Genomic DNA, 15,926 nt, shown 5'->3' on the forward strand with positions numbered 1-15,926 from the left:
ATAAAAAGATTAATCTGACTATGAATTACCTTCATGATGATGATAGAAGCTCAGTGATATGATTCATCTATTGCGATTGTAAAAAAGCGGCTTTGCCATGACGAATCCTTTGCGTCCGATTAGTTTTGAATTCTTCCCACCAAAAACCGATGAAGGTGCGGCTAAATTGGCCACGACTCGCCGGCAATTAGCGCAATTTAATCCTGAATTTTTCTCGGTGACCTTTGGCGCTGGCGGCACTACGCAAGAAGGCACGCTGCGCGCCGTGGTCGATATTCAAGCTGCCGGCCACGCCGCCGCGCCGCATTTATCTTGCATTGGCTCGACCAAAGACAATATTCGCCAAGTGGTTCAGCAATACAAAAATCATGGCATTAAACATATCGTCGCTTTGCGCGGCGATATTCCATCGGGCATGGGTGAATTTGGCGAGTTTCGTTATGCCAATGAATTAGTGAGTTTTTTGCGTAGTGAATTTGGCGATTGGTTTCATATTGAAGTCGCCGCTTACCCGGAGTTTCATCCGCAGTCGCCCAGTGCCGAAGCCGATTTGCGTCATTTTATTAATAAAGTGAATGCCGGGGCTGATTCTGCAATTACGCAATATTTCTTTAATGCTGACGCGTATTTTCGCTTTGTTGACGAAGTGCAAGCGCGTGGCGTGAGCATCCCGATTGTGCCGGGAATTATGCCGATTCAAAATTACAGTCAATTACAGCGCTTTTCGGATATGTGTGGGGCCGAGATTCCGCGCTGGTTACGCCTGCGGTTGCAGGCTTATTCGGATGATACCGCGTCGATTCGTGCGTTTGGTTTGGACTTTGTGACCGAGCTATCGGATCGCCTCTTGGCGGGCGGGGCGCCGGGCTTACATTTTTACACGCTGAACGCCGCAGGCGCAGTGTCGACGGTATGTCAGCGTTTGGGCTATTAATTTGTATCGACGTCCGATGCGGCATTGCGCCTCGGACGTTCCCCTTGCTAGGGTTGGTTGACGTTTGGTTTGCGACCGAAAACCAAACGTCAATAGACCCTAGGGCTGGGCCGGCACTACTCGAGCGTTGTTGGCGTTGGCAATCACATCCACCTTTTGCCCCACGCGCAGCGCTGGGTCGGCATCTTGCACAATCACTAGCCGCTCGCCATTGTCGTGCATGCGGACGGTAATCTCTTTGGCCATTTTTGTGCGCATATTGTCTTCGAGCTGATTGCCGATAAAACCACCTAATAAAGCACCAAACACGCTGCTAATCACACTACCTGTGCCTTGGCCGATGTGATTGCCCGCCAATACGCCACCGACCACGCCGCCAGCTACACCACCAATACCCAATTGTTGGCCCGGTTTGACTTCAACATCGCGAATTTGCTCGATTTGACCGCTGCGTGCACGCGCCACTTGCATGGTTTCATTTTGCGTATAGATTTTGGCCGAATCATTGCTGGCGCAACCCGTGAGTAAGGCGGCGCTGAGTAAGCCTATTTTAATCCAATGCGTATTCATCAAATGCTCCTTGGGCTGCGCTGAGGGTGCTCAACGATCAATTGCGTAAAAAAACCATACCGATTTTACTCGGTATGGTTGATTTTGGCTGTGGTGAGGCTCACGGACGGCGGCGGTACCAACCGGTGAGTGAACGCCGCTCTCGCCGAGCGGGTAATACCTCGTGTTCAAATCGATTGGATAAAAACACCACCAACGTACCACCATACGGCGTGACATCCAGAGTTTGCTCGTCGTCTAAATAAATTCGCAATTGCCCGCCATCGTCCTCGTGCCAATTTTGGTTGAGGTATTGCACCACGGTGACTACGCGGCTGTCTTGATGCCGATGTTGATCAAGATGGCGCTGGTAGAAACTGCCCGCTGGGTAACGGGCAAAGTGCCATTCCAATTCATCCAGCCCCAAATACAGCTCGCGATTCAGTGTTTGCTGTAAATCGCGCATTCTTTGATTGGCTTGTTGCATTGCCGGATCATCGTTTTCGACCCAAAGCACGGCATCGCCGCGAATGTCTTGCCGCACTTGCAGCGCAGCCTCACGGCCTACGCCAGCGGCAACGAAGTCTTCTTCTCGGCTGGCAAATAATTCATTTAACTGCGCTAAATGGTTGGCGTCTAAAAAATTAGGCAAGACTAAATAGCCCGGGCCGGTTAAAGCTTCAACGATCTCAAGATCAATACTCATCCTTGTTTTTCCTCTAGCGGCGGTGTTTTGACTGCCTCGATGGCCGGTTTGGGGGCAATAAATAAATCAATCGGTCGGCTCATCGCCCGACGCCAGAATTTGCCCCATAACGGTTTTAGCTCGCTCATACGGCGTTTGCGTGAGCGCATCGCCACCCATAGCGCCAAGGTAAAGCTGACAAATAAATTGGTGATACCAATCACGGCCACCCCCATCGCACCCCAAGCCACAATCGGCCAAGCCAGCGTAAAGTCATACGCGGATACTGCATAAGCGAGGTTGGCCGCAGAGAAGGTAATGTGACGTATATCGAGCGGCAGCCCGAGTAGAAAGCCCAGCGTGGCCATACTGCCCAGCATAATCCCGAAATAAAAATTACCTGCCAGCGCGCCCAGATTGTGCTCGATATATTGGCCAAGGCGGCGGCTGCGATATTCGCCAAAGATTTTATTCAGGAGTGGCATCGCGGCAATCCGTTGCGGGATTTGGTTGTATAGCGATTTATTGTCGTAATAGCCCGAAATCAAACCAGCCAAGAATAAGCAGCAACCGGCAATCGCCGCATAAAAAATCCCCATCCCGGCAATTGGCATCAGCTCGTGCAGCATTTTATCGGCCTTGGTGGTATCGACCACATGTTGACCAAATTCATACCACCATAGCCAAGCAATGCCCAGCGCCACGGGAATGGCGAGTAACACGTTACCGACAATCGCAATAAATTGCGTGCGAATCACCTTGATCATCAATTCGATCAGCTCGGTATATGCTTCATTTTTTTTGTTTTCTATCGTTGGCAACGCCGCTGCAATCCGTGCTGCCGTCATCGCTGGCTGCTTGGTAGCGACGGTAAAATGCAGGATATGAATCAGCATAAAGCCCAGTGCGTAATTCATACTAAAAGCAAAGGCTTCGAGTAATGGGGGTAAGTGCGCTTTGGCGAACAAGATTTTAATCAAAGCCATAAAGCCAACAATCACCCCAGCGCCAGCGGCCGAGCGAAACATTTGCAGCCACTCGCTGCGGGTTTCACTGATGTAATGCTCGCCTGTGTGGCTGGCATGCTCGGTGATTTGTAGTGCCAGCAATTCGGTGTTTTCTTGTAATACATCACGCACGCTGTATTTGCGGTTTTCAGCTTTTACCAGCTCAAGAAACAAGCCAAGCAAGGCCGGGCCGTGTTTTTCTGGTGTCATCGAATCGACTAAATCAAACAGCACTTTGAGCCGATCAATATGCTGCTTTAGGCGCAGCAAATGGTAGGTGAGACTCACGGACGCGCCATTTTTGGCGGCCATTTTCCACACTTTGGCGATGATTTGCTCGCATTGCTGCAGCAAAACCAAAATATGCGAATGATCTTCATCCGGTGGGCGGCGCGCAGTGAGGTCTTCGCGATAGCGCTCGATATAGCTTAAAACTTCGGCATTCAAGCGCACAAACGGCGATTCAAACCGCTCGACATCGGGGTGATGCAAAACGATTTCTGGCTCTAAACCAATCGCCGACAGCCGGCACGACAAAACTTGAATCGCTTCGAGCTGTTGCAAGCGAATATGCGTTGGAATCTCGGCTAAACTCAGTTCTTCTAAATGCGCGGCGGCGCCGACTTCAAACCAAACTTCGGTGGGTATATCGTTAAGCCAAACATAATCATTAGTATTGGGGAACAATACCCCAAATAAATCTTTCAGATATTCAGGCTTAACCGGTGGCGGTAATAGCTTGGAGCCGACACGGCGAACAATCGCGGTAAAGACACTTTCATTGGATAAAATACCGGTATCGGTATAGAGCTGTACTTGGCGTGTTGTGCCCAATAAGGTAAACAACTGCTTACGCAGCGCCGCCCGATATTCAACATGTTGCTCGAGCAAATAGCACAGCGCGCGCGCATTATTAATCGCAGTGACGCCATCAATCACCTTGCCCGGGCGCAAGGCGTCAATGAGTTCTTTCAGGCTCGTTAACGGATCGCTTTTGGCATCCATCATTCGAATCAGGGTTTGTTCCATATCTCAATTTTCCATCGTGATGTAGGGGGCTAACGCACCGCAGTTCAATGGGTTGAACTGCACGATGAGGCGTTCGGTTGGCGCTTACTGCGTGCCACCGCCCGTGTAAAACGCTTGATTGTACCTTGTTTTTTTCATGGCCATAAAAGAGCACTTAAATAGTGGCTTCGCTGGCGATCACATGATTGTGAGTGGCATGTCTGTACGATCATCAACTTAAAGCTGACATAAGTTCAACTGAAAGAAAAGACTAACAGGGGTATAGTACGACGGCATAATTTCTTGAGGCTGTCATGAAAAAAACAAACCTACTCTTTATAGCCCTATTTAGCGTGGCATCGTTGGCTGGCGCGGTAGAAAAACTGCCGCTGATTCCGCATCTGCACCCCAGTGTCATCCAAGGGCAATTGCCCAATGGCCTGCGTTATTTAATCAAACCGATTGCGCCACAAGCTGGGCAAGCCAGCGAAGTTGAGCTGCGTTTGCTGGTCAATAGCGGCTCGCTCAGCGAAGCCAAAGACGAGCGCGGCGTTGCGCATTTGATTGAGCATATGGCGTTTCGGCAGACTAAAAACTTTGGCAAAGACGAAGTGAAAGGTTTTTTTAATAGCAATGGCATGCGCTGGGGGAATGACAGCAATGGTTATACCAATATCGAAAGCACCAATTACTTTTTTAAAGTGAAGCCCGAGGCTTTAGATCGTGGCCTGCAATTAATGGCTGATTGGGCCAATGGTGACATTGTGTTTGATCCCGAAGAGTTGAAAACCGAGCGGCAAGTGGTGCTTGATGAGCTGAATCTGCGTAAAGGTGATTCTGTCAATTGGCAAAGTTTTTATTCGGTGTTGATTCCTGATGCGCCGCATTTAGAAAATATGCCGATTGGCTTTGAAGAAAATGTGCGCGATTTGTCGCCAGAGCGGATCGAGGCGCTGTATCGCAAGCTGTATCAGCCGCAAAAAATGACTTTGGTGATTGCTGGCGATGTGCCAAAAAACATCGAGCAAACCATTAAAACGCTGTTTGCCAAAGCGCCAATGGGTGATCAAGTTAGCCAATACCCTGCTTTACCTTTAACGCCTAAAGTACGTAGCTATCGCGGCAATCCTTGGCCGCAAGATGAGCTGGCGGTGTCTTGGGGTTTTATGCAATCGCCAATCAGTGATGCACGGCAGGTTCAATTACAAAAAATAGCGATGTTGGCCCTGTCGCAACGGCTGAGCAAGATGTCTACGCTGGAAAATGAACCGTTTGCCAGTGCGTCGATGGCCGACTGGAGTGGCAGTATCGGCCGCGAGTCATACTTGATCTTAAATGCGGTAGTAAGGGAGCAAAATCCAGGTGCTACGCTCACGCAGATGTATCGAGAAATTCGCCGTGCGCGCGAATTTGGCTTAACGGCGGCTGAAGTAAAAGAAGCCATCGATACGTACGTGTTGGCGATGAAAAGTATTCCAGCGACAAATGAGGTTTGGGCCAATAGCTTAACGGGGTCGGCCAAAATGGGCGTTGCTGAATTGTATGTCGCCGAGCAAAAGGCGATTTTCGATCCGGCAACGATCACACCGCAAGCGGTCAATGCCGCGCTACTGCAAATTTTAACTACACCCGATCAGGTCGCCATTTTAATTGGTAAGCCCGCAACGAAAGCAGCAAAGGACGATTATTACAGCTGGCATGACGATAAATTGAACGCGATGATCGCCGCAGTGGAGACCGAGACTTTGCAAGCGCCGACGGCTGTTGTGGTAAAACCATTACTGGTCACAGAGCCGCAACGCGGCAAGGTGGTACAAACGAAAACCGAAAATGGCGCGACCGTTTGGACGCTGAGTAATGGCGTACAAGTCTTGGTTCGCCAGCAGCGTCTGCCTGATGAACGCATTGGCATCAATGGTCGCTTTGCCGGCGGCGCATTGGCCTTGCCCAAAGAGTGGGGATTTGTTTCGCAGATGTTGCCAAAATACATGGCAACAGCAGGTGCAGGTGATTTAACTTCGGCTGAAATTGGGCAAGCCGTTCGTAATGAAGAATTGCAATTTCAACCAATGTTTGAAACCGCACAGCACGGCTTTGGCGGCATAGCTGCGGAACGCTCTTTGAAACCTTTAATGCAGCTGATTTACCTGAGTTTGGCGCAGCCGCGTAGTGATGATGCAGCCCGAATTAACTCGGCAGATCTGGCCATGAGTGGCTATTGGCCCAATGGCCCGGGATTTCTGCAAAACCTATACGGCGCAGGGTGGCCATATCGCGTTTGGGGTAGCCTGAGCGACTTTGAGATTACAACTGAAAAACTCGATCAGTTACGCGACCAGTTGTATGGCAACCCAGCACAGCTACGCATCGTGTTAACTGGCGTTACCGATATGGCGCAGGCCAAAGATTTGGTTGAACGCTATATCGCCAGCATTCCGCCAGCCAAGCCAACGGCAGTGACCTTGTTACCGAGCAAAATTGAACCGAAAGTCCAATCTTTGTCGAGCACCGTGCTCAGTGAACGCTTGAAAGAGTCGCTGAAGACGTTTACGTTTCGTGATGATAAGTATACGGTCTGGAGTGTTGCATTGGATGGCGTGGAGTCCAATACCCAGAATGGATTCTTGCAAGAGGGCTTGAATGACGTGATCAAACAACGGTTATACAGGACATTGCGCGAGCAAGCGGGTGATTCATATGGGGTGCATACTAGGGGCGAAATGTCACCGTACTATGGACCAACACTGGGTTTTGAATACAGCGTATCGCGTGAAAAATGCGGTGAGGCTTTAGTGCTGGCCGCGCAGGAATTGCGAAAACTCAGTCAACACTCAGTGACCGATGTCGAGCTGAAAGCGATGCATGAATTGTTGCAAAACGGCCTCGATAGCGCCCCGAAATACCCTTTCGGGTACGCGTATTTGCAAATGTTCCATTGGGTGAATAATCAAGATTTGAGCTGGGTGAATCCAAAACCAGAACAGATTTTGACCCGTGCCAACGTCGATGCGGCGGCCAAAAGCTGGTTTGTGCCGGAAAAATGGATTGTGGCTGCCGACGCCTGCAAAACCTTGCCTGATTTAACCGTGCTCGATCAAACGGTGACTGCGGCGAGTCATTAATCCGTCGCTCAGCAATATTTCGTAGCCTTGGCTGCTTTGCTGGGGATAAAGCCTCGCTTTCTGGATTTATACCGAGCTAAAAAACCGGCTACAAATTGAACTACACCCCAAAAATTGGACACTCGTCCATATTTTTTGGGTGTTTTTTTTGTGTCGTTAAGGCTTGCGCATCGTTGCCTTACGTCGAGGTGAGTGGCTTGGCGCTGTACGAACTTCAACTTAAAGCTGACATATGCTCAACTGAAAGAATTATGCAATGCAGGTATAGTTCGCAGGCATAATTTCTTGAGGCTGTCATGAAAAAAACAAACCTACTCTTTATAGCCCTATTTAGCGTGGCATCGTTGGCTGGCGCGGTAGAAAAACTGCCGCTAATTCCGCATCTGCACCCCAGTGTCATCCAAGGGCAATTGCCCAATGGCCTGCGTTATTTAATCAAACCGATTGCGCCACAAGCTGGGCAAGCCAGTGAAGTTGAGCTGCGTTTGCTGGTCAATAGCGGCTCGCTGAGCGAAGCCAAAGACGAGCGCGGCGTTGCGCATTTGATTGAGCATATGGCGTTTCGGCAGACCAAAAATTTTGGTAAAGATGAGGTGAAAGAGTTTTTCAATAGTAACGGCATGCGCTGGGGACAAGATAGTAACGCCGTGACTACCCATGAAAGTACGACGTACACTTTTAAAGTGAACTCCACAGCTATCGATCGTGGGTTGTTACTCATGGCCGACTGGGCCAATGGCAATATTGTGTTTGACCCCGAAGAGCTAAAGGCTGAGCGGCAAGTGGTGCTTGATGAAATGAACTTTAGCCAGAACGAAACAAGTAATTGGCGGGAGTTTTATTCAATACTCATTCCTGATTCACCCCATTTAGAAAATATGCCAACTGGCGTTGAGGATAATGTACGCGACTTGTCGCCCGAACGAGTTGAAGCTTTGTATCGCAAGCTCTATCAGCCACAAAAAATGACATTGGTCGTCGCTGGGGATGTGCTAAAGAATATCGAGCAAACGATAAAGACTTTATTTTCTCGCTCGCAGATGGGCAACCAAGCTAGTCAATATCCAGCTTTGCCACTCACACCGAAAGTACGTATCTATCGCGGGAAGGCTCCCGCATGGCCAGATAATGAGCCTGCTGTAGCGTGGAGTTTTAGTCTGCTGCCAGCAACGGATACCAAACAAGAGCAATTGCAACTGGTTGCATTGATGGCGATGTTGCAGCGCTTACAAAAACTGGCTACGCATGAGGAACAAGCTTTTTCTAGTGTGAGATTTGGTAACAATATTGGTGCTATTGGTGGCAAGCAGTTTTTGACTTTAAGTGCCGTAGTTAAAGATGGAAAATTTAGTGATGCATTAACTCAACTGTATCGCGAGGTGCGTCGCTCACGCGAAGGGGGGTTTAGCGATGCCGAAGTGAGGGATGCTATCGCTACTTTTAATGTGGTAATGAAAACGATGCCGATTTCGAATAAAACTTGGGCTGAGTCGCTATTAGCTTCGGCCAAAGAAGGAGTTCCAGCCATGTATGCTGCTGAGCCAAAAGCAATGTTTGATTCTGCTGAGATTACGCCGCAGCGAGTGAATGCAGCATGGCAGCATATCGTAACGACTCCCGATCAAATTGCAATCTTAATGGGTATGCCAATCGGTGATGCGCATCAAGATTTTTACAGCAGGCATGACGAAAAACTGGTCGAGATGATGACTGCTGTGGATGCTGAAACTTTGCAAGAGCTGGTTGCCTATGCCAAAAAACCCTTACTGCCTAAAGAACCACCCCGTGGGAAGGTTGTACAAACGAAAACCGAAAATGGCGCTACGGTTTGGACGCTCAGTAATGGCGCACAAGTGTTGGTGAGGCATCAGCGTCAGGCTGATGAACGAATTGGTGTTAATGCTCGGTTTGCGGGCGGCGCATTGGCCCTGCCCGAAGAGTGGCGATTTGTTTCGAAAATATTGCCAAAATATATGGCAGCAGCGGGGGCTGGGAATTTAACTAGCAACGAGATGTGGCAAGTTGTTCGCAATGAAGAGTTGCAATTACAGCCAATATTTGAAACCGATCAGCATGGTTTTGGCGGCTCAGCGGCGGCACGCTCTTTGACGCCGTTGATGCAGCTGATTTATCTCGGTTTGGCACAACCGCGTGGTGATGACGTTGCGTTAAAAAATGCGCTCGATCAAGGGTATGATCGTTATTGGCCTAATGGTCCAGGATTTTTGCAAAATCTGTATGGTGCTGTTTGGCCGTATGGTCATTGGGGGCGGAGTGATTTTTCAATTACAACCGAACAACTAGAACAGCTGCGTCAGCAGTTATATGGCAATCCAGCTCAATTACGAATCGTGCTCACTGGCGTTGCTGATATGGCGCAAGCCAAGGATTTGGTTGAGCGATATATCGCCAGCATTCCTGTTGCTGATCCCGCTGTAACTTTACTGCTACCTAGCAAAATAACGCCAAGAAATTTGGGATTACCCGCGGTGTTGAGTGCGCACGTCAAAGAATCCCTTAATACCTTTACGCATTATGATAATTCATACGCTATTTGGGGTGTTGCCTTGGATAGTGTAGAGAGTAATACTCAGAATTTATTTTTGCAGAAAGGCTTGAGTGATGTGATTAAGCAGCGCTTAATCAGTGTATTACGTGAACAAGCGGGAAACTCATACTTCGTTAATACCGAGGGCGAAATGTCCCCCTATTACGGTTTCACGTTAAATATCAGTTACAGTCTGCCGCGAGATAAATGCCGCCAGTCAATAATACTGCCCGCGCAGGAACTTAGAAAAATAAGTCAAAATTCAGTAACAGATATCGAATTGAAGTCGATGCGTGAATTGATGCAAAAAGGTTTGGATGATGCCCCGAAAGATCCCTACGGGTATGCGAATTCGCAAATGTTTCATTGGGTGAATAATCAAGATTTGAGCTGGGTGAATCCAAAACCAGAACAGATTTTGACCCGTGCCAACGTCGATGCGGCGGCCAAAAGCTGGTTTGTGCCGGAAAAATGGATTGTGGCAGCTGATGCCTGCAAAACCTTGCCCGATTTAACCGTGCTCGATCAAACGCTGACTGCGGCGAGTCATTAATCCGTCGCCAAGAACTGGTGCGATGAGCGCCGCGTAATCGCCCGCATGAAATGTTGCTGGGGTACGCGGCGATGCCTTCGATTTCGCTGTGCGCTATCAGAGCGACAGCACTGTTTCGATCCTCAAACACCGCCATGTAGTATATCTATGATTTGCAGGCGAAACTCCTCTAGTTTCTCTGCTGCAACATCGAGACGCAGAAGATCAGCGTTAAATGCTTCGGGTTGCAATTCCTCTTCATTTTCCTGACGCTTACCCTTGCTGCCACTGAGCTTTGAATTCGTGCGCAACAACCCTTCCTTGCCGTTAATATCTAGCCATGGGTTATATCTTGAATGAACTAGTTCGTTGCGACGTTCTCCTAGTTTGTGAAGTTCCGAAGCTAGCTTGTTAAACTCAGCTTTCATTTCCGGCAGTGTGTTGTTGTGAAGGTCGATGAAATGTGAGAATAAGACATTGGCGGCTTTGAGTCGTTTGCTGTATTCAAGATCGTTTATAAGTATCCGAACGACGCTATCATCTTTGGCCATGAGTACAATCAGCTCATTCACTGTTTCTTCCAAATACTGAAAACTGACGATGAATTGCCCGAGTTGGTGATATGCCGAGTGGGTGTTCATTAATGAATCCTTCTGTTCAAGTTAGAGACAGGTCATGTCCGGAAATTTTGCATTATGTTGAGCATGGCATTTAGAACTGGGTTGCTGATATTGATTTTGTTTGGAGGTCGCCCCCGCTTGGAATTCTAGGATCAGTGGCGATTTCAAGCTGCGTTAAATAAAACATCGCTTGCGGGGTGTTCTCACCGCACATTTCTAATGACGGTTGCAGCCCTGCGCAGACGGCTGGGCGCTCTGGCTGGCCAAAGATTTTGCAGCCGAGTTGTGGGTCAAGTTGAATGCACGGCACTCCGGCAGGCTTGCCCTTGGGCATGCCGGGAATCGGGCTAGAGATAGAAGGGGCGGTGCAGCAGGCGGCACACAAGGGGCGGCATTGAAAAGTCATGGCGCGATTTCAGCGTATTTGTCGTGATTGGGCAAGGAATATTGCTCAGTATTGATTGAATGGTTAGTACTTTGTGGATTGAGCCCGTAATAAAAAACGACCCGCAGGTCGTTTTTTATTGGGCTGAGCATTTAAAAATACAAAGCAATCGGTCCGTGGCTGATGAATTCGAGCCAGCCTCGGGGGACGGGTAGGCCGCTGATAGCGGGGAAGTAGGCGATAAACAGGACCAGGGCGACGCCAAAGACACTCCACGGCAGATATTTGGCCCAAGTGCGGTTGGCGTTATTGAGCTGCACGGCTTGCAGCAGCCACACCAGCGCCAAAATAATAAACGGTACCGAGGCAAAAAAGTGATAGATAAACACCAGTTTGCGCGGGATGACCGCCCAAGGTAAAAACTGCGCCAAGCCGGCAATCAGGATAAAGCCCATCGCCATTTTTTGCTGCGCGCTGAGTGTCCAGAGCGCGGCGCTGGTTTTGGCATTGCTCAGTAGCAGACGCCAGCCGAGCAGCACTAAAAACGCCAAGGTGCCCAAATACCAAGTGATTGGGTTGCCAAAAGCACTAATGGTGGAGACTTTGGCCGGGCCAGTCCATTCGCTGCCGCCGTAATACCACATCGGTTTAACCATCGTTGGCCATTCATACCAGAACGAGCTAAAGGGGTGGGTGGCTTTAAGCTGGCTATGGTATTGCAACATGCTGCTTTGGTTGGCGAGCATGCCGCCAATGCCTTGGCCAGTGGCTTGCATGAGCGGAATATACGCAGCGGTATAAATCAGTAGCGGAATCACAATAAAGCCCAGCACCGAAACCAATAGCGTTTGGATCAGCCATTGTGCGTAGCCGCGCTGATCGGGTAGCGCCGGTGGCAATTGGCGCGCGACTTGGGCTTGTCGCCATAGATGCCACGTATAAAGTGCCGCGAGGCCAACGCCGTGATACAGCACAATCCACTTGCTGGCTGCGCCTAGGCCAAACATCGTGCCACAGAGTAACAGCGACTTGATGTCGGTTTGCCAGTGGTTTTTGGCGGGCTCGCTTTGCATAAAGCGCAGCATCCAGTAGGCGCTGGCGAGGATGAAAAACACCCCATAGGTGTCAATGGTGGCAATGCGCGTTTGTGTGAAATGCATAAAATCGACCGCCAGCAGCGCGGTGGCCAAGAGTGCAAATGGCTCGGAGCGTAACAACCGCCGCGATAGACCAAAAAACACCGGTAGCATCAAAATCCCAAAGGTCACGCCCATAAAGCGAAAGCCAAAAGGATTCATGCCAAAAATCGCCACGCCGATGGCGATGATGATTTTGCCCAAAGGGGGGTGGGTGTTTTCGGTGGCATCTATGCCTTGCAGGATTTCCCAAGCGCTGTGCGCGTGATACACCTCGTCAAAATACATGCCATTGAGCGCAGTCGATAGCGTGACGGTTTTGTCTTGTTCATCAATCAAGGCATTGGCTTGGCTTGGCCCGCTAATTTGCTGTAGCGCGAGTAATTGCCCTTGATGGTCGCGCAGCGCCAGTTCGTTCATTTGCAATGCGCCGGTGCTGAGATTGACCTTTAAATAGCGCGCAGGCAGATTAACCGGCAGGGTGCGCCAGCGAAATTCGGCAAAGCGATTATCAACAATAATCCCTGCGCGACTCACCCAGTTTTGCCCATCACTCGACCAAGCGAGTGCATATTCACCCGTACCTAAACCATGGTGGTATTGCACGCTAGCCACCGATTTGATTTGGCCCAAGTCATATACTGCCGATTCCGTGCCAATATTGGGCTGCCAGAATTTTTGCGGCGAAGCAAAATTGCCCAAATAGGTAAAGGCGGCAATGCTGTACAGCAGGCAAATTCCCGCCAAGGCCAACCACGCGGAACGACTCACTGGCGCTAGCGGTAATTGCTCGACCAGATCAGCGCGCGGCGTTTGTTGTAGTGTCTGAGCGGCTGGATCGGTGGCTTCAGTTTGATCGGTATCGGTATCGGTATCGGTATATGTTTTGATTTGGCCACGCCAAAAAATATCGTAGCCAATACGCAAGGTTTGGATCAGTAAAATCACATTCAGCAAACTGCAGAGCAGCATAAAGCCATTGCTATTAGGGACTTGCGAGCTTTGTAGCCGCGACATCATATCGAGCGTAACCAGCGTATTGGCAAAGGTTGTTATGCTGGCGGTAATGGCCAACCACAATACGCGCTTATCACCGATGACCAAAAATGCCGTTAAACCCATAAAGGCCGCGGGGAATAAATAGCGCTCGTGCATTTTGGGGCCAAGCACAAAAAACAGCACAAAAATGGCAAAAGCGCCATACAAGAATCGGCCAGTGGCTGGCCCGCGTTGCGGGCTGGCAATGACGCCCCAGCAGACGGCAGCCAAGGCGCTTAATGTCAGCAGCCAAGCCCAAGTGCTCACTTGCAAACCCAGAAATAGCGTTTCATTCGGTAGCCAATTTTGGCCTAGTAGCGCGTAAAGATTAAATGCATTCAGCGTGAGGTAGTTGTAGCTGGCGAGCGTGCCGCCATACAGACTGAAAATCCATAAGGGTTCGCGTGAAATGGTAAACGGCAGTGACAGCAAAATAAATGTACCGACGGCGGCAGCGAGCGCTTTGAGCTGTACAGTCCGATCACGCAGCGACAATAGCGCGATTAAGGCAATCGGCCCGACCAATAAAGCCTGTGGCTTAAACAGCACGGCAACGGCGTACAAACTGGCCGCCAAGACGATGCGGCGACGCTCGAGCATTAAAAATGACGCGGCTAAAATCAGCGTAAAAATGCTGTCGACCTGTCCCCAAAATGCGGAGGTGACGATAGCTAAAGGATTGAGTAACCATAACAGCGCCGCGATCAGCGCCCATGCGCGATGTGGCTCGCGCGCCACGTAGAGTAAAAACACCACTCCGGCGATATCAGCCAGCATGGCCGGCATTTTGAGTAACACCAAAAATCCCGGCGTGCCGTAATGAATGCCAAAGGTGTTGGAGATCGCGCCAACCAGCCACAGTACGGTGATATAGCCGGGTGGATAATCGGCAAAATAACCCGGTTGATAAAAGCCAGCAAAGCCACGGCTATACATATCAAGCGCCCATGCGCTAAATGTGCCAACGTCTTGGGTGTAACCAAGGTATGACCCCGCGCCCCACGCTTTAGCCAAAATAACGAGGGCGATGAAAGCCAGTACTGGCGCAGTTTGCTGCCAAGAACGCGTGCCATCGGTGATTGCAGCAAGGCGTTGATTCAGTGCGCTGCGGTTTTGGATGGCGAGCCATGCTAAGAGTAAAAAGGCCAAGCTTGCGGTAATGACCACACTATTGATCAGCGCCGCAGAGGGGCTGGTTGTGGCCGCAGGGGCTGGCGGTGGCGGGGTAAAACTGATGATTTTTGCGCCCGCTGGCGGCTCGCTTTGGCTTAGGCTGAGATCGTCAAACCAGACGGTGCCGGTGGCTAAACTGCCGTAAAAGCCTAGCCGAGCGGCGACTTTGATTTCTTTTTGCTCAGGGCCGGTTTTACCCCATGCAACGATTTGTTGCCAGTCTTGATCGCCTTTGATGTCGCCAACAAACTCCATTGCGTCAATCACGCTCAGGTTGGCGCCAGTTTTGACTTCATTGGGAATGCCGGCGGTTTTTACCCAAGCTGATAACCGATACCAGGTATTGGGTTCAACTGGCACGGCTTGGATTAACTTGCCATCATCGCCTTGCGGCAAGCTGATTTTGAGCGATGCGTTGCCACTATGGCTGACCGTGCTGTCGCGGCTGGCCTGACTGGCGGGCTCGCCTTGCGTCCAGTGGTCAAAATTCCAGCCCGCAGCGTTGCCCGATGGGCTGCTCGTTTCGGCGTCGGCATTGTGCAATAAATTGGCTGCTGTTTCGGCATGCGCAAGGCTGCTTAAGATTGGGAGTAATAATCCCAGCAGAATAATCATCACCCATTGGCGGGCGAGCATAGGTGCAGCATATCGAGGCATGTCAGGCTGACTCAGTTTCAAGCAAAGTGAGCACTATAGCGACTCTAAATCCTTACGCCTAGCGCGGCATTAACAATCATTTGGCGCTGATCGTTGCTCATCATGGCGCAGAAATAGCACTTTTCTTACAAAATGAAGCCAGCTATGGTTTGGCAGCGATACTGCAGTGCAATATCGATGGCGCTATATTAGTGAACGCTAAAGCGTTTGCTGGCTTGGCTTTGTCGTGTAATTGCATCACTCTGCGCGGTGGACTCGCTGAAAACAAAACCACAGCTCAGCTTGAGACGAACTGGGCTTTCCAAGGTCACGGTGATGCTGTAAGGTTGTGAATCGTTGGCGGGGTACTGCTAGGGTCTGTTGACGATTGGTTTCCCGCCGCGCTGGAGTGCTTTTCGCGGCGAATCAAGGCGTAGTAAGCGATACATAGTCATTCTATGTGAGCTTGCTACAACACGGAGTCGCCGCGAAAAGCGCCCAGCCCTTCGGGTTTGGCGGCTTTTGGCCTGATGCTGCGTTACAAAGCGCTGGC

The 15,926-nt window shown here is 50.1% G+C and carries 9 protein-coding genes; 3 read left to right on the plus strand and 6 right to left on the minus strand.

Annotation, left to right across the window (positions count from 1 at the left end; all coding sequences use genetic code 11):
* Positions 1-97 precede the first annotated feature (97 nt).
* Entirely contained in the window at positions 98-934 is an 837-nt protein-coding gene (gene metF, locus HQN60_RS08490) for a methylenetetrahydrofolate reductase [NAD(P)H] (RefSeq protein WP_173533238.1), read from the plus strand.
* Positions 935-1,033: 99 nt separating this feature from the next.
* Here the strand turns inward: metF and HQN60_RS08495 are convergent, their stop codons facing one another.
* The 3 genes from HQN60_RS08495 to HQN60_RS08505 all read right to left on the minus strand — a co-directional run bounded on the left by HQN60_RS08495 (position 1,034) and on the right by HQN60_RS08505 (position 4,204).
* On the minus strand, positions 1,034-1,504 hold the full coding sequence (locus HQN60_RS08495; RefSeq protein WP_173533239.1) for an outer membrane lipoprotein: 471 nt from the start codon (positions 1,502-1,504) through the stop codon (positions 1,034-1,036).
* 100 nt (positions 1,505-1,604) lie between these two features.
* On the minus strand, positions 1,605-2,189 hold the full coding sequence (locus tag HQN60_RS08500) for a 2OG-Fe(II) oxygenase (RefSeq protein WP_173533240.1): 585 nt from the start codon (positions 2,187-2,189) through the stop codon (positions 1,605-1,607).
* A complete protein-coding gene (locus HQN60_RS08505) occupies positions 2,186-4,204 on the minus strand; it encodes a site-specific recombinase (protein ID WP_173533241.1) in 2,019 nt (672 codons plus the stop codon). The genes HQN60_RS08500 and HQN60_RS08505 overlap by 4 nt, the downstream gene beginning before the upstream one ends.
* Before the next feature lie 293 nt (positions 4,205-4,497).
* Between HQN60_RS08505 and HQN60_RS08510 the strand changes: the two genes are divergently transcribed.
* Both HQN60_RS08510 and HQN60_RS08515 read left to right on the plus strand, forming a co-directional pair.
* Positions 4,498-7,305: a M16 family metallopeptidase gene (locus HQN60_RS08510; RefSeq protein ID WP_173533242.1), complete on the plus strand. Its 2,808-nt coding sequence runs from the start codon at positions 4,498-4,500 to the stop codon at positions 7,303-7,305.
* A gap of 296 nt (positions 7,306-7,601) precedes the next feature.
* Entirely contained in the window at positions 7,602-10,406 is a 2,805-nt protein-coding gene (locus HQN60_RS08515; RefSeq protein ID WP_173533243.1) for a M16 family metallopeptidase, read from the plus strand.
* 122 nt (positions 10,407-10,528) lie between these two features.
* On the opposite strand, the gene HQN60_RS08520 is transcribed toward HQN60_RS08515, so the two are convergent.
* From HQN60_RS08520 to HQN60_RS08530, 3 genes are all read right to left on the minus strand, one after another.
* A complete protein-coding gene (locus HQN60_RS08520; RefSeq protein WP_173533244.1) occupies positions 10,529-11,026 on the minus strand; it encodes a hypothetical protein in 498 nt (165 codons plus the stop codon).
* A gap of 70 nt (positions 11,027-11,096) precedes the next feature.
* Positions 11,097-11,411, minus strand: coding sequence for a YkgJ family cysteine cluster protein (locus HQN60_RS08525; protein WP_173533245.1), 315 nt, complete (start codon positions 11,409-11,411; stop codon positions 11,097-11,099).
* 131 nt (positions 11,412-11,542) lie between these two features.
* Positions 11,543-15,373 (minus strand): phospholipid carrier-dependent glycosyltransferase, encoded by a 3,831-nt coding sequence (locus HQN60_RS08530; RefSeq protein ID WP_173533246.1) that lies wholly within the window; start codon positions 15,371-15,373, stop codon positions 11,543-11,545.
* Positions 15,374-15,926: the final 553 nt, after the last annotated feature.

The sequence above is a fragment of the Deefgea piscis genome (assembly GCF_013284055.1).
In the GTDB taxonomy this organism is placed as follows: domain Bacteria; phylum Pseudomonadota; class Gammaproteobacteria; order Burkholderiales; family Chitinibacteraceae; genus Deefgea; species Deefgea piscis.

Bases quoted from the DNA above. Each gene is read 5' to 3' on its own strand.
- metF (WP_173533238.1), top strand. From the start codon at position 98: ATGACGAATCCTTTGCGTCCGATTAGTTTTGAATTCTTCCCACCAAAA.
- HQN60_RS08495 (WP_173533239.1), bottom strand. From the start codon at position 1,504: ATGAATACGCATTGGATTAAAATAGGCTTACTCAGCGCCGCCTTACTC.
- HQN60_RS08500 (WP_173533240.1), bottom strand. From the start codon at position 2,189: ATGAGTATTGATCTTGAGATCGTTGAAGCTTTAACCGGCCCGGGCTAT.
- HQN60_RS08505 (WP_173533241.1), bottom strand. From the start codon at position 4,204: ATGGAACAAACCCTGATTCGAATGATGGATGCCAAAAGCGATCCGTTA.
- HQN60_RS08510 (WP_173533242.1), top strand. From the start codon at position 4,498: ATGAAAAAAACAAACCTACTCTTTATAGCCCTATTTAGCGTGGCATCG.
- HQN60_RS08515 (WP_173533243.1), top strand. From the start codon at position 7,602: ATGAAAAAAACAAACCTACTCTTTATAGCCCTATTTAGCGTGGCATCG.
- HQN60_RS08520 (WP_173533244.1), bottom strand. From the start codon at position 11,026: ATGAACACCCACTCGGCATATCACCAACTCGGGCAATTCATCGTCAGT.
- HQN60_RS08525 (WP_173533245.1), bottom strand. From the start codon at position 11,411: ATGACTTTTCAATGCCGCCCCTTGTGTGCCGCCTGCTGCACCGCCCCT.
- HQN60_RS08530 (WP_173533246.1), bottom strand. From the start codon at position 15,373: ATGCTCGCCCGCCAATGGGTGATGATTATTCTGCTGGGATTATTACTC.